Origin of the sequence: Nocardioides ungokensis (assembly GCF_013466985.1) — a bacterium.
GTDB lineage: Bacteria > Actinomycetota > Actinomycetes > Propionibacteriales > Nocardioidaceae > Nocardioides > Nocardioides ungokensis.
The window spans coordinates 3,181,271-3,198,234 of record NZ_CP059164.1; the positions used below are offsets into that span (position 1 = coordinate 3,181,271).

Sequence of the window (16,964 nt, forward strand, 5' to 3'; positions counted from 1 at the left end):
GCCGGCTCGCAAGCTCACCGACGCGGGGCTTGCTCGACCTGGTCGCCCGACGCCGCCCGCTCGCAAGCTCGCGTACGGCTGGGCGCCTCACTTCAGGAACTTGGAGAAGTCCTTGGGCAGGTCGAGGGCCGCGGCGGCCTTCTCGTAGTCGACATCCTCGCCGGCAGGCGTGCCGAAGGGGTTGCCGCCGGACGCGGCCTTCTCCTTCTCGGCCGCGGCCTGCTGGGCGGCCTTCGCCGGGTTGCCGGACCGCTTGGCCCCCTTGCCCTTCTTGGGCTGCGCCTTGGTCTTCCCGCGCTTGCCGCCCATGCCCGGCATCCCGGGCATGCCCGGCATCCCCGGCATGCCGCCGCCGCGCGCCATCGACAGCATCATCTTGCGGGCCTCGAAGAACCGGTCCACGAGGCTGTTGACGTCGGAGACCTGGCGGCCCGAGCCCCTGGCGATCCGGGCCCGGCGGGAGCCGTCGATCATCTTGGGGTTGGCCCGCTCGGCCGGGGTCATCGACTGGATGATCGCCTGGATCCGGTCGATCTCGCGCTCGTCGAAGTTCTCGAGCTGCTCGCGGAACTGCCCCATCCCGGGCAGCATCCCCATGATCTTCGACATCGAGCCGAGCTTGCGGACCTGCTGCATCTGCTCGAGGAAGTCGTCGAGGGTGAACTCGCCGCCCTGGCCGCTCAGCTTGGCGGCGGCCTTGGCTGCCTGCTCCTGGTCGAAGGCCTTCTCGGCCTGCTCGATCAGGGTCATGACGTCGCCCATGTCGAGGATGCGCGAGGCCATGCGGTCGGGGTGGAAGAGGTCGAAGTCGGTCATCTTCTCGCCGGCGGAGGCGAACATGACCGGCTTGCCGGTGATCGAGGCGATGGAGAGCGCGGCACCACCACGGGCGTCACCGTCGAGCTTGGTGAGGACCACGCCGTCGTACCCGACGCCCTCGAGGAACGCCTGCGCCGTCACCACGGCGTCCTGGCCGATCATCGCGTCGACGACGAAGAGGACCTCGTCGGGCTGCACGGCGTCGCGGATGTCCGCCGCCTGCTGCATCATCTCCGCGTCGATGCCGAGGCGTCCCGCGGTGTCGACGATGACGACGTCGTGGAGCTTGCGCTTGGCCTCGTCGATCGAGGCGCGGGCGACACCGACCGGGTCGCCGACGCCGTTCCCGGGCTCGGGCGCGAAGACGGGGACACCGACCCGCTCACCGTTGACCTGGAGCTGCTTGACCGCGTTGGGGCGCTGCAGGTCGCAGGCGACGAGCATCGGGGTCTTGCCCTGCTCCTTGAGCCAGTGCGCGAGCTTGGCCGCGAGCGTGGTCTTGCCGGCACCCTGGAGGCCGGCCAGCATGATGACGGTCGGCCCGGTCTTGGCGTAGCGCAGGCGGCGGGTCTCGCCGCCGAGGATGGTGACGAGCTCCTCGTTGACGATCTTGACGATCTGCTGGGCCGGGTTGAGGGCCCCGCTGACCTCCTCGCCGCGGGCCCGCTCCTTGACCGCGCCCACGAACTCCTTGACCACGGGCAGCGCCACGTCGGCCTCGAGCAGCGCGATCCGGATCTCCCGGGCGGTCGCGTCGATGTCGGCCTCGGAGAGGCGGCCCTTGCCGCGGAGGTTCTTGAAGGTGTCGGCGAGCCGGTCGGAGAGTGTGGCGAACAAGTCGGTCCTCGTCAGTCGTACGTCGGCCTGGGTGCGGCCAGTCGAGGGTCAAGCCTAACCGGCGCAGCCCGCCGCGCTCGATCCTCGGCCGCGACCGGGCCGTGACCGGGCCGTGACGGGGCCGCGACGCAGCCGCCGACGGGTTTGCCTAGAGCCCGAGAGGGCGGCGCGGACGGCGTGGGCGGCCTCGCGGCGCGGTCGTCCCCGAGCACCCCCGCCGAGTCCTCCTGCAGGTAGAACACGTCGACCGCCTGCGGCCCGAGCGTGTCGACGTGGGCCGAGCGCACCGCGATCCCGAGCCCCGCGAGCGCGGCGCAGACGAGGTAGACGACCCCGGGGCGGTCGGCGGCCCGGACCTCCAGCACGGTCGCGTGCGCCGAGGCCTCGGGGCGTACGGCGACCGTCGGCTCCAGTGTGTCGGCGTCCGGGGGCCGCAGCCGTCCGGCGGGGTCGATCCGGCCGTCGACCACCGCGTCGTACCGCTGCCGGAGCACGGCCGCCTCGAGGTCCTCCCCGGCGACCTCCCACACGGAGACGCCGTAGTGCTCCTGCGCCCACGCGCGGGCGGCCCGCACCGGTACCGCTGCAGCGCGAAGACGGCGGCCTCGTCGGCGAGCAGGCCGACCCGGTCGGGCGCGACGAGCGTGACCCGGGAGCCGTCGGGCGCCGCCTCGACGGCGACCGCGAGCCCACCGGCCCGCGCCTCGGGCGGGACCGTGACGTCGTCGGTGACCACGCGGGCGGGTGTCCGGCCGGCGTCGAGCGCGGCGGCGGCCCGGCGGGCCAGGTCGAGCACGAGCCCGGCGCGCCACCGGGTCCACGCCTTCGCGGAGGTGGCCCTGGCGTCGGCCTCGGTGAGCGCGGTGAGGAGGCTGAGCGCCTCGGGGCTCCCGATCGCCGAGGTCACCAGCTCGACCGTGGCCGGGTCGTCGGGGTCGCGGGTGGTGGCCGTCTCGGCCAGCAGCAGGTGGCGGCGTACGAGCGTCCCGACCAGGTCGACGGCGTCGGCGTCGAAGCCCATCCGGGCAGCGATCGCCCGCGCCAGCGGCTCGCCGGCGACGCTGTGCTCGGTCAGGCTGCCCTTGCCGATGTCGTGCAGGAGGGCCGCGACCATCAGCACGTCGGGCCGCGCCACGCTGCGGATCAGCGCCGAGGCCTCGATGCAGGTCTCGACCACGTGCCGGTCCACGGTGAACCGGTGGATCGACGAGGCGTGCGGCAGCAGGCGGATCCGGTCCCACTCCGGCAGGATCCGCGCCAGCGCGCCGGTCTCCTCCAGGGTCCCCACACCGGGAGCAGCCCGCGGCCGGAGGCGAGCAGGCGGACCAGGAGCTGGCGGGCCTCGGTGGGCCAGGGGTCCGGCAGCGCGGGCGACTCGCGCACCAGGCGGGCGGCGGTCGGCGGCGCGAGCAGCGCGTCGTGCTCGGCGGCGGCGGCGCAGGCGCGCAGCAGCAGCACCGGGTCCTCGGCGGGTCGCGCCCGCTTGTCGAGCACCACCTCCCCCGACGACAGCGCGACGCCAGCGGCGAGCGGGCTCAGGGACGGCCGCCGGGCGCCCTGCACGGTCGCCGGCCGCGCGAGCACGCCGTCCACCCGGCGCCAGGTGAGCCGCGACAGGTGGGTGATGCGGCGGCCGAGCTCGCGCACGTGTCGCTGCGCGGCCCGGGCATCGGGCAGGTCGAGGCCGGCGGCGATGTCGGGCCACATCTCGGGAGCGACCCGGTCGGCGCCCCGCCCGGCCAGCTCCTGCACCACGTCGCGGACGTCGAGCAGCGACCTGCGGGTCCGCTCGAGGTCGGCGTGCGGCACGTCGACCAGCCAGGTGGCCACCAGGGCCTTGAGCACGGTGGCGTCCCGCAGCCCGCCCTCGGCCTCCTTGAGGTCCGGCACCGACAGGTGGGCCAGCTCCCCCACCAGCTCATGGCGCGAGCGGACCAGCTCACGCAGCGCCGGGAGCTGGTCGCGCGCCTGCCGCCGCCACTGGGCCAGCATCGTGGTCCGCAGCCTCAGGGTGAGGTTGGGGTCGCCCGCCAGGTGGCGCAGGTCGAGGAGCCCGAGGGCGACCCGCAGGTCGCCGCCGGCCGCGGCCGCCATCTCGGGGAAGGTGCGCACGGAGTGGTCGATCTTGCTGCCCGAGTCCCACAGCGGGTACCACACCTGCCCGGCCAGCTGCCCGGGATCGACGCCCTCGTCGGAGACGAGCACCACGTCGAGGTCGGAGTACGGCGCCAGCTCGGCGCGCCGTAGCCACCGACCGCCACGAGCGCGACGCCCGTGTCCGGGCCCTGGCACTGCTCGTACGCCCCGGCGCACAGGGCGTCCGCGGCGGCCGCGCGCTCGGCCCTCTCGGTGGCGGTCATCGACGGTCCGGCAGGGTCAGATCGCGGCGTCGTCGAGGTCGCCGGTGCGGACCCGAACCACCGACTCGACGGGCACGACCCAGACCTTGCCGTCGCCGATCCGGCCGGTCGCGGCGCTGGCCACCACGGCGTTCACCACGGCGTCGGCGTCCTCGTCGTTGACCACGATCTCCACCCGGATCTTGGGCACCAGGGCGATGTCGTACTCCGCGCCGCGGTAGACCTCGGTGTGGCCCTTCTGCCGGCCGTAGCCGCTGACCTCGCTCACCGTCATCCCGGTGACCCCGACGGTCTCGAGCGCGGCCCGGGTGTCCTCCCACTTGTGCGGCTTGATGACGGCGGTGACCAGCTTCATGGACGTGGTTCCTCTCGCTGCTGGGTGATGGCACCCAGGATCCCGTGACCCGCCGAACGGGCGCCGGCGGTGGCGTGCAGGTCGTAGGCGGTCTCGGCGTGCACCACGAGGTCGATGCCGCTCACCTCGTGCTCCTCGTCGATGCGGAAGCCCATGAGCCTGTCCACGACGACGCCGATCATGCCCGAGACGACGAAGGCGTAGACCAGCACGACCCCGCCGCCCAGCACCTGGCGGCCCAGCTGGTCGACCCCGCCGCCGTACAGCAGGCCGTCGACGCCGGTGGGGGCGGCGGCCGTGGCGAGGATGCCGATGCCGAAGGTGCCGACGAGCCCGCCGACCAGGTGGACGCCGACGACGTCGAGGGAGTCGTCGTACCCGAAGCGGTACTTCAGGCCCACGGCCCCGGCGCACACCGCGCCCGCGACCGCACCCATCACCATCGCGCCGAGCGGCGAGAGCGAGCCGCAGGACGGGGTGATCGCGACCAGCCCGGCGACCATGCCGGACGCCGCACCCAGGGACGTGGCGTGCCCGTCGCGCAGCCGCTCGACGACCAGCCAGCCGAGCGTCCCGGCGGCGCCGGCGACCAGGGTCGTGGTGAAGACGACCGCCGCCGCCTGGTCGGCGCCGAGCGCGGAGCCGGCGTTGAAGCCGAACCAGCCGAACCCAGCAGCCCGGCCCCGAGCATCACGAGGGTCAGGTTGTGCGGCCGCATCGGGTCCTTGCCGAAGCCGACCCGGTGGCCCAGGACCAGCGCGAGGGCGAGCGCGGAGGCGCCCGAGCAGATCTCGACCGCGGTGCCGCCCGCGAAGTCGACCAGGCCGACCCGGTTGAGCAGCCACCCGCCGGTGTGGCCGTCCGCGGAGCGGTCGAAGACCCAGTGCGCCACCGGGGCGTAGACGAGCAGGGTCCACACCGAGACGAACACCAGCCAGGCGCCGAAGCGGGCGCGGTCGGCGATGGCGCCCGAGACCAGGGCGCCGGTGATCACGCAGAAGAGTCCCTGAAAGGCGGCGAAGAGGATCAGCGGGACGGTGGAGCCGCCGTTGCTGTCCGACGACATCAGCTGACCGAGGCCGGCGTACTGGGTGGGGCTGCCGAGCAGGCCGGCCCCGACGTCGTCGCCGAACGCCAGCGAGTAGCCCACCAGGACCCACAGGAGCGTGATGACCGCCAGCGACCCGAAGGTCATCATCATCATGTTGAGCACGCTCTTGGAGCGGACCATGCCGCCGTAGAAGAGCGCGAGGCCCGGCGCCATCAGCAGCACCAGCGCCGAGGCCGCCAGCAACCACGCCGTGTCACCGGTGTCGAGGGCTGCGGGAGCGGCGGCGGTGAGAGCGGTCATGGGCGCCCACCTTCCCGAGCCGCTGTTACGGGCACCCGCCACAATTGTTACCAGCGCGTTAACGAGCGCGCGTCCTTGCATGTAACGCGGTGTCCACGGCTCCGGTGCGGTGCTGCGGCACCGCGGGAGTGACGTGGACACCGCGTTACATGTGACGGCTTCGCTCAGATGGCCGCTTCGTCGCGGTCGCCCGTACGCACCCGGACCACGGTCTCGATGGGGCTGACCCACACCTTGCCGTCGCCGATCCGGCCCGTCTGGGCGGTCTTGACGACGATGCCGACGACGTCCTCCGCGTCACCGTCGTCCACGACGATCTCGATGCGGATCTTCGGGACCAGCGCGATGTCGTACTCCGCGCCGCGGTAGACCTCGGTGTGGCCCTTCTGGCGGCCGTAGCCGCTGACCTCGGAGACGGTCATCCCCGTCACCCCGAAGGTCTCGAGGGCCTCGCGGACGTCCTCCCACTTGTGCGGCTTGATGACCGCGGTCACGAGCTTCATGCGTTCACCCCTTCGGTGACGGTGCTCTTGGCCAGGACGGAGGTGGGCGAGCTGCTGCTGCCGCCGCTCAGGCCACCGTGCAGGTCGTACGCCGACTCGCCGTGCTGGTCGGAGTCGATGCCCTCGACCTCGGCCTCCTCGGTGACTCGCCACCCGATCGTGACCTTGATCAGCAGGGCGATGACCGTGGTCAGCACACCGGTCCACACGATCGTGAAGAGCGCGGCGATGGTCTGGTGGCCCAGCGAGGTGAAGCCGCCGCCGTAGAAGAGGCCGTTGATGCCGCCGGGTGCCGACGCGGTCGACAGGAACCCGATGAGCAGGGTGCCGACCAGGCCGCCCACGAGGTGGACGCCGACCACGTCGAGCGAGTCGTCCAGCCCGAAGCGGAACTTGAGGCCGACGGCCGCGGCGCAGGCAGCGCCGGCGACGGCGCCGATCACGATCGCGCCGACGAGGCTGACCGCACCACACGACGGCGTGATCGCGACGAGGCCGGCGACGATGCCCGACGCGGCGCCCAGCGAGGTCGCCTTGCCGTGCAGGATCCGCTCCATCAGCAGCCACGCGAGCATCGCGGTGCAGGTCGCGATGGTCGTGTTCATGAAGGTCACGCCCGTCTCCGTCATGAACTGAGCGGTGTCCTTCTCGGCGCCGTCACCGGCGACGAAGACGATCGAGCCGACGTTGAAGCCGTACCAGCCGAACCACAGCAGACGGCGCCGATCATGGTGAGCGTCAGGTTGTGCGGCCGCATCGGCTCCTTGGCGAAGCCGAGCCGCCGGCCGATGATCAGCGCCAGCACACCACCGGCGATACCGGCGTTGATGTGCACCACCGTGCCGCCGGCGTAGTCCTGCGCGACCCAGTGGCTGGAGAGCCAGCCGCCACCCCACACGTTGTGCGCGACCGGGAAGTAGCAGAGCGTGAGCCAGATCGGGACGAACACGATCCACGACGAGAGCTTGACGCGATCAGCGATCGCGCCGCTGATCAGCGCCACCGTGATGGCGGCGAACGTGAGCTGGAACAGGACCCCCACGTAGCTGCCCCAGCTGACCCCGTCGAGCCCGAACATGGTGAACGGGTCGGCGATCAGCTTGCCGTTGCTGTTGCCGACACCGTCGCCGCCCCAGCCCTCGGACCAGCCCCACAGCACGAAGACGATCGCTGCCACGGCGAACGCGACGTACGACATCATCATCATGTTCAGGACCGACTTGGAGCGGGTCATACCGCCGTAGAAGAGCGCCAGCGCCGGCACGGTCATCATCAGGACGAGGGCCGTCGCCACCAGCATGAAGGCGTAATAGCCGTCCACAGAACCTCCAGGAGTTGCCAGGTTTCAGGACGGATCCCCCTGCCGACCGCGCTGTCTGTCGAGGTTCGCATCCCACTTGGCCGCAACCTTCGCGGGACGAGATTTCACCGCTCGTGCCCGTGTGTTGCGGTCAGGCAACGAGTTCCCCCGGTTTGTTACTTCCGTGTGAACAGCAGCGCGGGGCGGCGTGGCCCACCGGCGGGTGGGTACGCCGCCCCGCGCGGGACGTGCTGTCGTGTGGCTCAGCCCAGCAGCGCGTCGACGAACGCGCCGGCGTCGAAGGGCGCCAGGTCGTCGGCGCCCTCACCGAGCCCGACGAGCTTGACCGGCACCCCCAGCTCGCGCTGCACCGCGACGACGATGCCGCCCTTCGCGGACCCGTCGAGCTTGGTGAGCACGATGCCGGTCACGTCCACGACCTCGCTGAAGACGCGGGCCTGGATCATGCCGTTCTGGCCGGTGGTGGCGTCGAGCACCAGTAGCACCTCGGTCACGGGGGCCTGCTTCTCGATGACCCGCTTGACCTTGCCCAGCTCGTCCATCAGACCGGCCTTGTTCTGCAGGCGCCCGGCGGTGTCGACGATGACGGTGTCGGCCCCCGTGTCGAGGCCCTCCTTGACCGCCTCGAAGGCCACGCTCGCCGGGTCGGTGCCCTCCGGGCCGCGGACCACGTCGACGCCGACCCGCTCGCCCCAGGTGGCCAGCTGCTCGACCGCGGCCGCACGGAAGGTGTCGGCCGCGCCCAGCACGACGCTGCGGTCCTCGGCGACCAGGATGCGCGCGATCTTGCCCACCGACGTGGTCTTGCCGGCGCCGTTGACGCCCACGACGAGCACGACGCCGGGCTGGCCCTCGGCGCCGCTGACCTGCAGCCGCCGGTCCATGTCGGGGTCGACGAGGGCGAGCAGCTCCTCGCGGAGCACGGCGCGGACGTCGACTCCCTGGCCGCCGTCGACCCGCATCCGGGTGCGCAGCTTCTCGACCAGCTCCTGGGTGGGTGCTACGCCGACGTCGGCGGTGAGCAGGGTGTCCTCGATGGACTCCCAGGTGTCCTCGTCGAGCCGGTCACGCGAGAGCAGGGCCAGCAGGCCCCGACCCAGACCGCTCTGCGAGCCGGCGAGCCGCTGACGCAACCGCACCAGGCGGGAGGCGGTGCCCTCCGGCTTCTCGAGGACCGGCGCCTCGGCGACGGGGGTCTCGACCACCGCCGGCGGCGCCTCCGCGGGCTCCTCGACCTCCACCTCGCTCGGCGGCGGCGCGATGACGTCGGTGCCACCCCGCGGGGGCTCGACGCGCTGCCGGCGACGGCTGCCGACGAGCAGCCCGACGCCCAGGCCGACGAGGACGACCGCGAGGACGGCGATGAGCACGATCAGGGCGAGGAGGGTCATGGCTCAATCCAACCAGAGGCGCTCGGTCCTGCGAGCGCTCAGGCTGCGCGGCAGGGGCTCAGGGCAGCAGGCCGGAGCCCTGGCGCGCTGCGGGCGGGCGACCGTGGCCCGCGGCCGGCGCACCGGCCTCCTCCTCGGTGTTGTCGAGGGTCGGGAGCACGTCGGCGAGGTTGCCCATCGCCTCGCCCAGCCAGGGTGCCTTCGGCACTGCTTCGCCCCGGTGCGGGAACGCCACGAAGGTCACCACCAGCACGGCGAGCACGACGATGGGGAGCATCACGAGGGTGATCACGAGCATGAACGGGTCCTCCCGGAAGGCGGTCGGGTAGGGCATACCCGAATATCCACCGTCGCACACCCGCAGGACCCCACGTCCGCCGCCCCGGCCCGGGCAGCCCGGTCCGGTGGTGTTGGTCACCGCACCGGCCGCGCGGCCCGCGGATCAGCCGCGCAGCAGGGGCTCGACGGCCGCGCGGACCTCGTCGGGCATCGGGGTGACCGGGCGGGCCGGGTCGGTGTTGTCGACGTAGACGTGGACGAACCGGCCCTCGGCGGCGGCCTCGTCGGCGTCGCCCTGGAAGAGCCCGACCCGGTAGACGACGCTGGACGTGCCGACCTTGTCGACCACGATCCCCAGGTCCACCGGCGCGGGGTAGCCCACCTCCGCGAAGTAGCGGCAGGAGACCTCGGCCACGACCCCGATGGCGGGCAGGTCACGGATGTCGACGCCCGTGCCCTCGGCGAGGTGGTTGTTGACCACGGTGTCGATGAGCTCGAAGTAGCGGGCGTTGTTCATGTGCCCGTAGACGTCGATGTCGGCCCAGCGCGTGGTGACGCGCTCCCACCGGACGTAGTCGGCGCGGGTCGGTCTGGAGGCCACTACGCGGGCTCCGCCTCACGGAGCCGCTGGCTGATGACGGCGGAGACGCCGTCGCCGCGCATCGTCACGCCGTACAGGGCGTCACCGACCTCCATCGTCCGCTTCTGGTGGGTGATCACCAGGAGCTGGGAGTTCTCGCGGAGCTCCTCGTAGATCTCCAGCAGCCGGCCGAGGTTGGTGTCGTCGAGCGCGGCCTCGACCTCGTCGAGGATGTAGAACGGCGAGGGCCGGGCCTTGAAGAGCGCGACCAGGAAGGCCACCGCGACCAGGGAACGCTCGCCACCGGAGAGGAGCGAGAGCCGCTTGACCTTCTTGCCGGGCGGCCGGGCCTCGACCTCCACACCGGTGGTCAGCATGTCGCCGGGGTTGGTCAGCACGAGCCGTCCCTCGCCACCCGGGAAGAGCCGCGAGAACGTCGAGTCGAAGGCGCGCTCGACGTCGGCGTAGGCCTCGGTGAAGACCTGTTCGACGCGGCTGTCGACCTCCTTGACGATGTCGAGCAGGTCCTTGCGGGTCTTCTTCAGGTCCTCGAGCTGCTCGGTGAGGAACTTGTGCCGCTCCTCCATCGCGGAGAACTCCTCCAGCGCGAGGGGGTTGACCTTGCCGAGCATCGACAGCGCCCGCTCGGCCGCCCGCAGCCGCTTCTGCTGCTCCTCGCGCACGAACGGCACCGTCTCGGGCGGGGCGTCCGCGCCCTCCGTGACGTCCTCGTCCGAGTCGCCGCCGGCCGGGGCCTCCTGCTGGACGGGGATCGGCTGGTGCGGCCCGTAGTCGGCGACCAGCCCGTCGGGGTCCAGGCCGAGCTCCTCCAGGGCGCGCTCCTCGAGCTGCTCGATCCGCATCCGCTGCTGGGTGCGGGCCATCTCATCGCGGTGCACGGAGTTGACCAGCTCGTCGTGCTCGCGGCCCAGGTCCCGCAGGCTGGCGCGCACCGTCAGCAGCTCCTGCTCCCGACCCTGGCGAGCCTGCTCCACGGCCGCGCGGGCCTCGGCGGCGCGGTGCACCGACACCTCCAGGCGGCCCAGCACGAAGGCCACGGCGGCGCCGACGGCCTCGGCGGCCCGCCCCTCGCGGAGCAGCCGCTCGCGACGCTCCGCGGCCCGGGCCCGGGCCTCGCGCTCCGCACGGGCTGCGCGCAGCATCGAGTCGGCCCGGCCGTGCAGCGCGCGGGCGCGCTCCTCGGACGTGCGCAGCGCGAGCCGGGCGTCCATCTCGCCCTGGCGGGCGCCACGGGCGTCCTCCACCAGGCGCTCCCGGACGGAGGTGTCCGGCTCCTCCTCGGGCGCGTCCTCGGCCCGGGCCAAGCGGGCCTCGAGGTCGGCCAGGCCGGCGAGGTCCTGCTCGCGGGCCGTGCGGGCCTTCTCGATGGCCTGGGTCAGCCGCTCCGCCTCGCCCCGCGCGGCGCGGGCCTGGGAGCCGTACTGGCCCAGCTCCTCAGCGACCGCGGCCAGCGTGGCGTCGGACTCGTGCAGCTTTGCGAGGGCCACGTCGGCGCGCTTCTGCGCCTCGAGCCGCTCGGCCTCGAGGCGCGACATGTCGAAGCCCAGCCGCTCGCCGGCGGCGACCGCCTCGGCGAGCTGCTCCACGGCCTCGTCGAGGGCCGCCTGGACCTCGATCAGGCTCGGCTGGCTCGAGGATCCGCCGGACGCGAAGTGGGCGCCCAGCAGGTCACCCTCCCGGGTGACCGCGGTGACGTCGGGGAGGTCGGCGACCAGGCGCCGGGCGGCCGGGAGGTCGTCCACGACCGCCACCTTGAACAGCAGCCGCGCCAGCCCGGGACGCAGCGCGTCGGGGCACTCCACGACGTCCACGGCGTACGCCGCGTGGCCGGGCAGGGCGGGCCATGCACGGTCGTCGCCCCCGGGCTCACTGCCCAGCAGCATCCCGGCGCGGCCCAGGTCGTCGTCCTTGAGCAGGCCGATGGCGCGTACGGCGGCGTCGGCGTCGGCGAAGGCGACCGCGTCGGCGGCGGAGCCCAGGGCGCCCGCCACGGCGGCCTCGTAGCCAGACCGCACCGACAGCAGCGCCGCCACCGAGCCCAGCAGCCCGGAGACCTCGTCGGACGCGGCGAGCAGGGCGCCCGCGCCGTCCTTGCGGTTGAGGCCCATCTCGAGGGCGTCCTTGCGGGCCAGCAGCCCGGTCCGGGCCCGGTCGGCCTGCTGGGCCTCGTCGCGGGTCTTGGCTAGCCGCTCCTCGATGTCGTCGAGCAGCGCGGTGGCCGCCTCGTGCTCGGCGTCGAGGCCCTCCTCGCCGGCGTCGAGGCCGGCGACCCGGGTCTCCAGCGCCGTGAAGTCGCGCTGGGCCCGGTCGGCCCGGGCCAGGGCCTCCTCGTGGGCGAGGGTCAGCCGCCCGATCTCGTCGTCGGCCGCGGCGGCCCGCGACTTCAGCGCGTTGACCTGGCCGTGCAGCCGGGCGAGGCCCTCGCGGCGGTCGGCGGCGGCCCGCTGGAGGCCGGCCACGCGGCGCTCCTCCTCGGCGGCGGCGTCCTCGGCGGCCTTGCGCGCCGAGACCGCCTCCTCGAGCGCGGTGCGGTGGCCGTCGACCTCGGCGGCGATGCGCTGCTCCTGCTCGCGCACCCGCTCGGCCTCGGCCTCCATCTGCTCGGGGTCGCGGCCCGACCGCGTCTCGTCGACGTCCGCGGTGCCGGCCGCGTTGCGCACCCGCTCCGCGGCCAGGGACTGGGTGCCGCGGAGCCGCTCACGCAGCCCTGACAGCGAGAACCACGTCTCCTGCGCGGCCGAGAGCGCGGGTAGGTCCTCGCGCAGCGCGGCCTCGAGGGCGGCCTCGTGCTCGCGCGCGGAGGCGATCGCGGCCTCGACCTGCTCGCGGCGCTCGAGCAGCACCGACTCGTCGGCGAGCTCCTGCTCCAGGGCGGTCCGGGCGGTGACCAGGTCGTCGGCCATCAGGCGGGCCCGGGCGTCGCGGACGTCGGCCTGGACCGCGGCCGCCCTGCGGGCCACCTCGGCCTGGCGGCCGAGCGGCTTGAGCTGGCGGCGGATCTCGCTGAGCAGGTCGGCCAGCCTGGTCAGGTTGCCCTCGGTGGAGTCGAGCTTGCGGAGCGCCTTCTCCTTGCGCTTGCGGTGCTTGAGGACGCCCGCGGCCTCCTCGATGAACCCGCGCCGGTCCTCGGGGGTCGCGTGCAGGATCGTGTCGAGCTGGCCCTGGCCGACGATCACGTGCATCTCGCGGCCGATGCCGGAGTCGGAGAGGAGCTCCTGGACGTCGAGGAGGCGGCAGGAGCTGCCGTTGATCGCGTACTCGGACCCACCGCTGCGGAACATGGTGCGGCTGATCGTGACCTCGGCGTACTCGATCGGCAGCGCACCGTCGGAGTTGTCGATGGTGAGCAGCACCTCGGCGCGGCCCAGCGGCGGGCGCCCGGAGGTGCCGGCGAAGATGACGTCCTCCATCTTGCCGCCGCGCAGCGACTTGGCGCCCTGCTCCCCCATCACCCAGGCCAGCGCGTCGACGACGTTGGACTTGCCGGAGCCGTTGGGTCCCACGATGCACGTGATGCCGGGCTCGAGCTCAGCTGCAGGGTGGTCGAGGAGGCGAAGGACTTGAACCCCTTCAGGGTCAGGCTCTTCAGGTACAACGTGTGGCTCCTCACCATCCTCGACCCGACGGAGGATCCGTCGGCCCGTCACGGGACACTGAACGTCAGGCTGCATCGTCGCAGCACGCCGTGGGGAAGGTCAGCGCCCACACCCTACCCGGCGCCGCCCCCGGTCCGTGGCAGGCGCGACCGCCCCTAGGGTCGGGGCGCATGAAGCTGATCGCCTCAGGACGCGACTCCGACGTCTTCGAGCACTCCGACGGGCTGGTGCTCCGTCGCTACCGCGACGGACGCTCGGCCGAGCAGGAGGCCGCGACGATCCTCGCCGTGGGTCGGCTGGGCTACCCCGTGCCCATCGTCCACGGCGGGTCCGGCCCGGACATCGTGATGGAGCGGGTCGAGGGGCCGACCCTCGCCGACGCGATGCAGGCGGGCGACCTGACGGTCGTCGAGGCCGGAGGCATGCTGGCGCGGCTCCACGACGACCTGCACGCGCTCCCCTGGCCGGCCGCCGGGCAGGGAGAATCGCTCCTGCACCTGGACCTGCACCCGCTGAACGTCATCGTGGCCGCGGAGGGGCCGGTGGTGATCGACTGGTCCAACGCCCGCCCCGGCCCGGCCGGGCTGGACGTCGCGCTGACCGCCCTGATCGTCGCCCAGGTCGCCGTCACGCCCGGGATGCTCCCGGACGACCCCGACCTCGAGGAGCTGGTACGCGCCGTCGTGGGTGAGCTCCTGGCCGCCTTCGCCAACGCCGTGTCCACGCCGTACGCCGAGCACCTGGCCGCCGCGGAGGCGCTGCGTCGACTCGACCCCTACCAGTCGGCGCAGGAGCTGGCCGGTCTCCCTGCGGCCGTGGCGCTGGCAGCGGCGCCGGCCTGAGCCGGGCGGGCTCCCCGGTCGGACCTGCTCAGGCCGTGCCGGCGAGCGACTCCTCGTCGGCGTGAGCGATGTGGGACAGCTGGCCCCAGATCAGCACCACGAACAGCGCGGACCCCGCGAAGGCGAACCAGAACGGCGCCGTGACTCCCCAGTGCTGCGCGAGGACGCCACCGATCCCGGACCCGATCACGAGGCCGCCGTACACGCCCACGAGGTTGACGCCGCCGACCCGGCCCTGGAGCTCGGACGGCACCGCCCGCTGGCGCACGGTGATCGAGGTCGTCCCCCAGATGAAGGCGTGCGCCCCGAAGACGAAGAAGATCACCATCGCCACCCACGGCCGGGTGGCCAGGGCGAGGGCCAGGTGGGTGAAGGTCTCGATCACCAGTCCGATCCGCATGATGTCGCCGAGGCTCAGCCGCCGGGTGATCCAGCCGTAGGAGAGGGTGCCGAGCAGGCCGCCGACCGCGGAGATCGTGGTGAGCAGCCCGAAGCCGATCGCCCCCATGCCCAGGTGCCGGGTGGCGTAGAGCACCAGCACCGACCAGGCCGCGCCGAACGTGATGTTGAAGACGAAGATGGTCAGCACCAGCGTGCGGACCGCCGCGTGGTGCCGCACCCAGCGGAAGCCCTCGGCGATGTCCTGGCGGACGTGGCTCTCGCTCCTGGCCGCGCGGCCGTGGGCGGGCAGCACGATGCGCGAGACGAGCAGCGCCCCGAGCGCGACCAACACCGCCTGCGTGATGAACGGCAGTGCCATCGCCGTGGCGAAGAGGGCGGCGCCGATCGGCGGTCCCGCGAGCTGGTTGACGGTGATGAACCCCGTCTGGAGACGCGAGTTGCCCACCGCGAGGTCGTCGCGGTGGACGAGCATCGGCAGCAGAGTGCTCGTCGTGTTGTCGGCGAACACCTCAGCCGTGCCGAGGAGGAACATCGCCACGAGCACGGCGGCGATCGAGATGGTCCCGGTCACGACGGCCAGGGAGAGCAGCACCAGCACCGCTGCCCGGAGCAGGTCGACGGTGACGACGATCAGCCGGCGATCGAGCCGGTCGGAGAGGGCCCCGGCGTACAGGCCGAAGACGAGCGGCGGCAGCCACTGCAGCAGCGCGGCGAGCGCTACCAGGAACGCGTCGTGGGTCTGGGAGGCCACCAGCAACGGGCCTGCCGCGAGCGCGATCCCGTCGCCCAGGTTGGAGACCCACGACGACGCGAGGAGCCAGCGGAAGCCGGCCCCGAGACGCGGCGGAGCGATGGTGTCGACGATCCGGCTCACAAGCAGGCAACGCTAGCCGTCGTCGCGCTCCCCGTCACCGGGATTGTCTCCGGCCGGATGTCGCGGCGCGGGTCGTCTCCGTCAGCGTGAGCTCAGATCTCCGGGATCTCGCCCGCCCCGAAGATCCCGGAGAGCCCGGTCAGGTCGGGCTCGAAGCGACGCCCGCAGGGGTGCTCGGACCTGTCGGCCAGCAGTCCTGCTTCCTGCGCGACCAGGACGGCACGCACGCGATCGGCTGCGCCGAGCTTGCGGTAGATCCCGTGGAGATGGCGGTGCACGGTCCGCGGCGAGATGACGAGCCTGGAGCCGATCACGGACGCGGTGCACCCGTCGGCCAGCAGGTGCAGGACGGCGAGCTCCCGCCCGGTCAGGTCGCAGGCCTGACCACCGGTCCGCGCGTTCCGTCTCACGGTGCGGAAGTGCCGGTCGAGCAGCCGGAGCAGGGGCTGGACCTGCCGCGCGACGCAGAGGTCCTCGTTGGAGAAGTCCTCGTCTCCGCGCGCCATGACGAACGCCCGGTGGTGGGCGCCGAACCGGTACGCCATCGCGAGCTGCTGATCCATGCCCACCGGCGCGAGGTAGTCGCGCACCGCGGCGTACCCCTTCGCCGTGACCAGTGCCCGTGGGACCCGACCGATCGTCATGGCCGACGTGTCCCCCGTCGCCGCGAGCCAACGGATCAGGGGGTGCTCGTCGATGGAGTCGACCATGGCCTGCTGGACCTCGGGAGGCGGCCAGCCCGGCATCGGAACGTGGCAGACGAAGCCGGACCTGCCGGGGCCGTCCAGCCAGTTCCAGGACACCTGGCACTGGAACGTCTCGTGCAGCTGGGCGGACAGGAGCTGCCGCGGGAAGGTGCTGGTCGGGCGAGTGAGCAGGTCGTCCACCAGGTCGAGCCAGACCCCCACTCTTCCGTCGGCACGTCCCATGCTGGCTCCCAGTCGAACGTTCCCCACTGCTCACGCTAGGGAAATCCCTTCCCGGCCGCATCGCCCATGCGGGTCATCGCGGTCGGGTGGGTAGTTCGTGCCAGATGCCGGCAGCGCGTAGAGGCATCGGGGCGCTGGGCGGTAAGCCGGTGGTGGAGCTCGGGAGAGCGTGCTGCACGAGAGGAGCCCCCCATGAGCAACAGCCGCACCCTCCGCCTCACCGCTTCCTTCTTCGCCGTCGCCGCGTCCCTCGCGCTGGCGGGTTCCATGACAGTGTCGGCCGCCGCCGACGCGAGCCACCTCGGCACGGACCACCTGGCCCAGGCGCCGGCCCGGACGGCCGGTCTCGACGCCAGCGGCATCAGCCAGGTCACCGGTGCACAGTTCGACATCGGCGCGGTCGTCGAGCTGCGCCACACCCAGGCCGCGCAGTACGCCATCGATCACGCGCTGGAGCTGGGCCAGCTCCGTTGAGGGAGGGACTCGGGGTCGGTGCGGGCGCAC

General features: G+C 72.8%; 13 protein-coding genes and 3 pseudogenes. 2 read left to right on the forward strand and 14 right to left on the reverse strand.

From position 1 onward, the window contains the following. Positions 1-87 precede the first annotated feature (87 nt). The 12 genes and pseudogenes from ffh to smc all read right to left on the reverse strand — a co-directional run bounded on the left by ffh (position 88) and on the right by smc (position 13,412). Complete coding sequence (gene ffh, locus H0S67_RS15700) at positions 88-1,656, reverse strand: signal recognition particle protein (RefSeq protein WP_180933801.1); 1,569 nt, start codon at positions 1,654-1,656, stop codon at positions 88-90. Between the two features lie 148 nt (positions 1,657-1,804). Then, on the reverse strand, positions 1,805-2,845 hold the full coding sequence (locus H0S67_RS15705) for an HD domain-containing protein (RefSeq protein WP_180933802.1): 1,041 nt from the start codon (positions 2,843-2,845) through the stop codon (positions 1,805-1,807). Further along, entirely contained in the window at positions 2,800-3,864 is a 1,065-nt protein-coding gene (locus H0S67_RS15710; protein ID WP_180933803.1) for a [protein-PII] uridylyltransferase family protein, read from the reverse strand. Before H0S67_RS15710 ends, H0S67_RS15705 begins: the two co-directional genes overlap by 46 nt. A gap of 168 nt (positions 3,865-4,032) precedes the next feature. Next, a complete protein-coding gene (locus tag H0S67_RS15715; protein WP_180933804.1) occupies positions 4,033-4,371 on the reverse strand; it encodes a P-II family nitrogen regulator in 339 nt (112 codons plus the stop codon). Beyond that, on the reverse strand, positions 4,368-5,216 hold the full coding sequence (locus H0S67_RS27480) for an ammonium transporter (RefSeq protein WP_343050129.1): 849 nt from the start codon (positions 5,214-5,216) through the stop codon (positions 4,368-4,370). Before H0S67_RS27480 ends, H0S67_RS15715 begins: the two co-directional genes overlap by 4 nt. Then, a pseudogene (locus H0S67_RS27485) lies at positions 5,102-5,803 on the reverse strand (ammonium transporter); the annotation flags it as partial. The pseudogene H0S67_RS27485 and the gene H0S67_RS27480, both read right to left, overlap by 115 nt. A gap of 83 nt (positions 5,804-5,886) precedes the next feature. Next, entirely contained in the window at positions 5,887-6,225 is a 339-nt protein-coding gene (locus H0S67_RS15725) for a P-II family nitrogen regulator (RefSeq protein WP_180933805.1), read from the reverse strand. Next, positions 6,222-7,525: pseudogene (locus H0S67_RS15730) on the reverse strand (ammonium transporter). Before H0S67_RS15730 ends, H0S67_RS15725 begins: the two are co-directional and overlap by 4 nt. A gap of 263 nt (positions 7,526-7,788) precedes the next feature. Then, positions 7,789-8,937 (reverse strand): signal recognition particle-docking protein FtsY, encoded by a 1,149-nt coding sequence (gene ftsY, locus H0S67_RS15735; protein ID WP_180933806.1) that lies wholly within the window; start codon positions 8,935-8,937, stop codon positions 7,789-7,791. A gap of 58 nt (positions 8,938-8,995) precedes the next feature. Continuing rightward, complete coding sequence (locus tag H0S67_RS15740; protein WP_180933807.1) at positions 8,996-9,271, reverse strand: hypothetical protein; 276 nt, start codon at positions 9,269-9,271, stop codon at positions 8,996-8,998. Between the two features lie 108 nt (positions 9,272-9,379). After that, a complete protein-coding gene (locus H0S67_RS15745; protein ID WP_180933808.1) occupies positions 9,380-9,817 on the reverse strand; it encodes an acyl-CoA thioesterase in 438 nt (145 codons plus the stop codon). Continuing rightward, positions 9,817-13,412: pseudogene (smc, locus tag H0S67_RS15750) on the reverse strand (chromosome segregation protein SMC). The gene H0S67_RS15745 and the pseudogene smc overlap by 1 nt, the downstream one beginning before the upstream one ends. 171 nt (positions 13,413-13,583) lie before the next feature. Here smc and H0S67_RS15755 point away from each other — a divergent pair. Beyond that, positions 13,584-14,255 carry a phosphotransferase gene (locus H0S67_RS15755; protein WP_180933809.1) on the forward strand — a complete coding sequence of 224 codons (672 nt, stop codon included), beginning with the start codon at positions 13,584-13,586 and terminating at the stop codon, positions 14,253-14,255. 28 nt (positions 14,256-14,283) lie between these two features. Here H0S67_RS15755 and H0S67_RS15760 read toward each other — a convergent pair whose 3' ends face one another. After that, the gene (locus H0S67_RS15760; RefSeq protein WP_180933810.1) at positions 14,284-15,531 is read right to left on the reverse strand and encodes an MFS transporter; all 1,248 of its coding nucleotides are present in this window, start codon (positions 15,529-15,531) and stop codon (positions 14,284-14,286) included. Between the two features lie 92 nt (positions 15,532-15,623). After that, positions 15,624-16,460, reverse strand: a complete 837-nt coding sequence (locus H0S67_RS15765; RefSeq protein WP_180933811.1) for a helix-turn-helix transcriptional regulator — start codon at positions 16,458-16,460, stop codon at positions 15,624-15,626. 192 nt (positions 16,461-16,652) lie between these two features. On the opposite strand from H0S67_RS15765, the gene H0S67_RS15770 reads away from it, so the two are divergent. Next, positions 16,653-16,934: a hypothetical protein gene (locus H0S67_RS15770; RefSeq protein WP_180933812.1), complete on the forward strand. Its 282-nt coding sequence runs from the start codon at positions 16,653-16,655 to the stop codon at positions 16,932-16,934. The last annotated feature ends 30 nt before the right edge of the window (positions 16,935-16,964 follow it).

Bases quoted from the DNA above. Each gene is read 5' to 3' on its own strand.
- ftsY (WP_180933806.1), bottom strand. From the start codon at position 8,937: ATGACCCTCCTCGCCCTGATCGTGCTCATCGCCGTCCTCGCGGTCGTC.
- H0S67_RS15740 (WP_180933807.1), bottom strand. From the start codon at position 9,271: ATGCCCTACCCGACCGCCTTCCGGGAGGACCCGTTCATGCTCGTGATC.
- H0S67_RS15715 (WP_180933804.1), bottom strand. From the start codon at position 4,371: ATGAAGCTGGTCACCGCCGTCATCAAGCCGCACAAGTGGGAGGACACC.
- H0S67_RS15755 (WP_180933809.1), top strand. From the start codon at position 13,584: ATGAAGCTGATCGCCTCAGGACGCGACTCCGACGTCTTCGAGCACTCC.
- H0S67_RS15725 (WP_180933805.1), bottom strand. From the start codon at position 6,225: ATGAAGCTCGTGACCGCGGTCATCAAGCCGCACAAGTGGGAGGACGTC.
- H0S67_RS15765 (WP_180933811.1), bottom strand. From the start codon at position 16,460: ATGGGACGTGCCGACGGAAGAGTGGGGGTCTGGCTCGACCTGGTGGAC.
- H0S67_RS15770 (WP_180933812.1), top strand. From the start codon at position 16,653: ATGAGCAACAGCCGCACCCTCCGCCTCACCGCTTCCTTCTTCGCCGTC.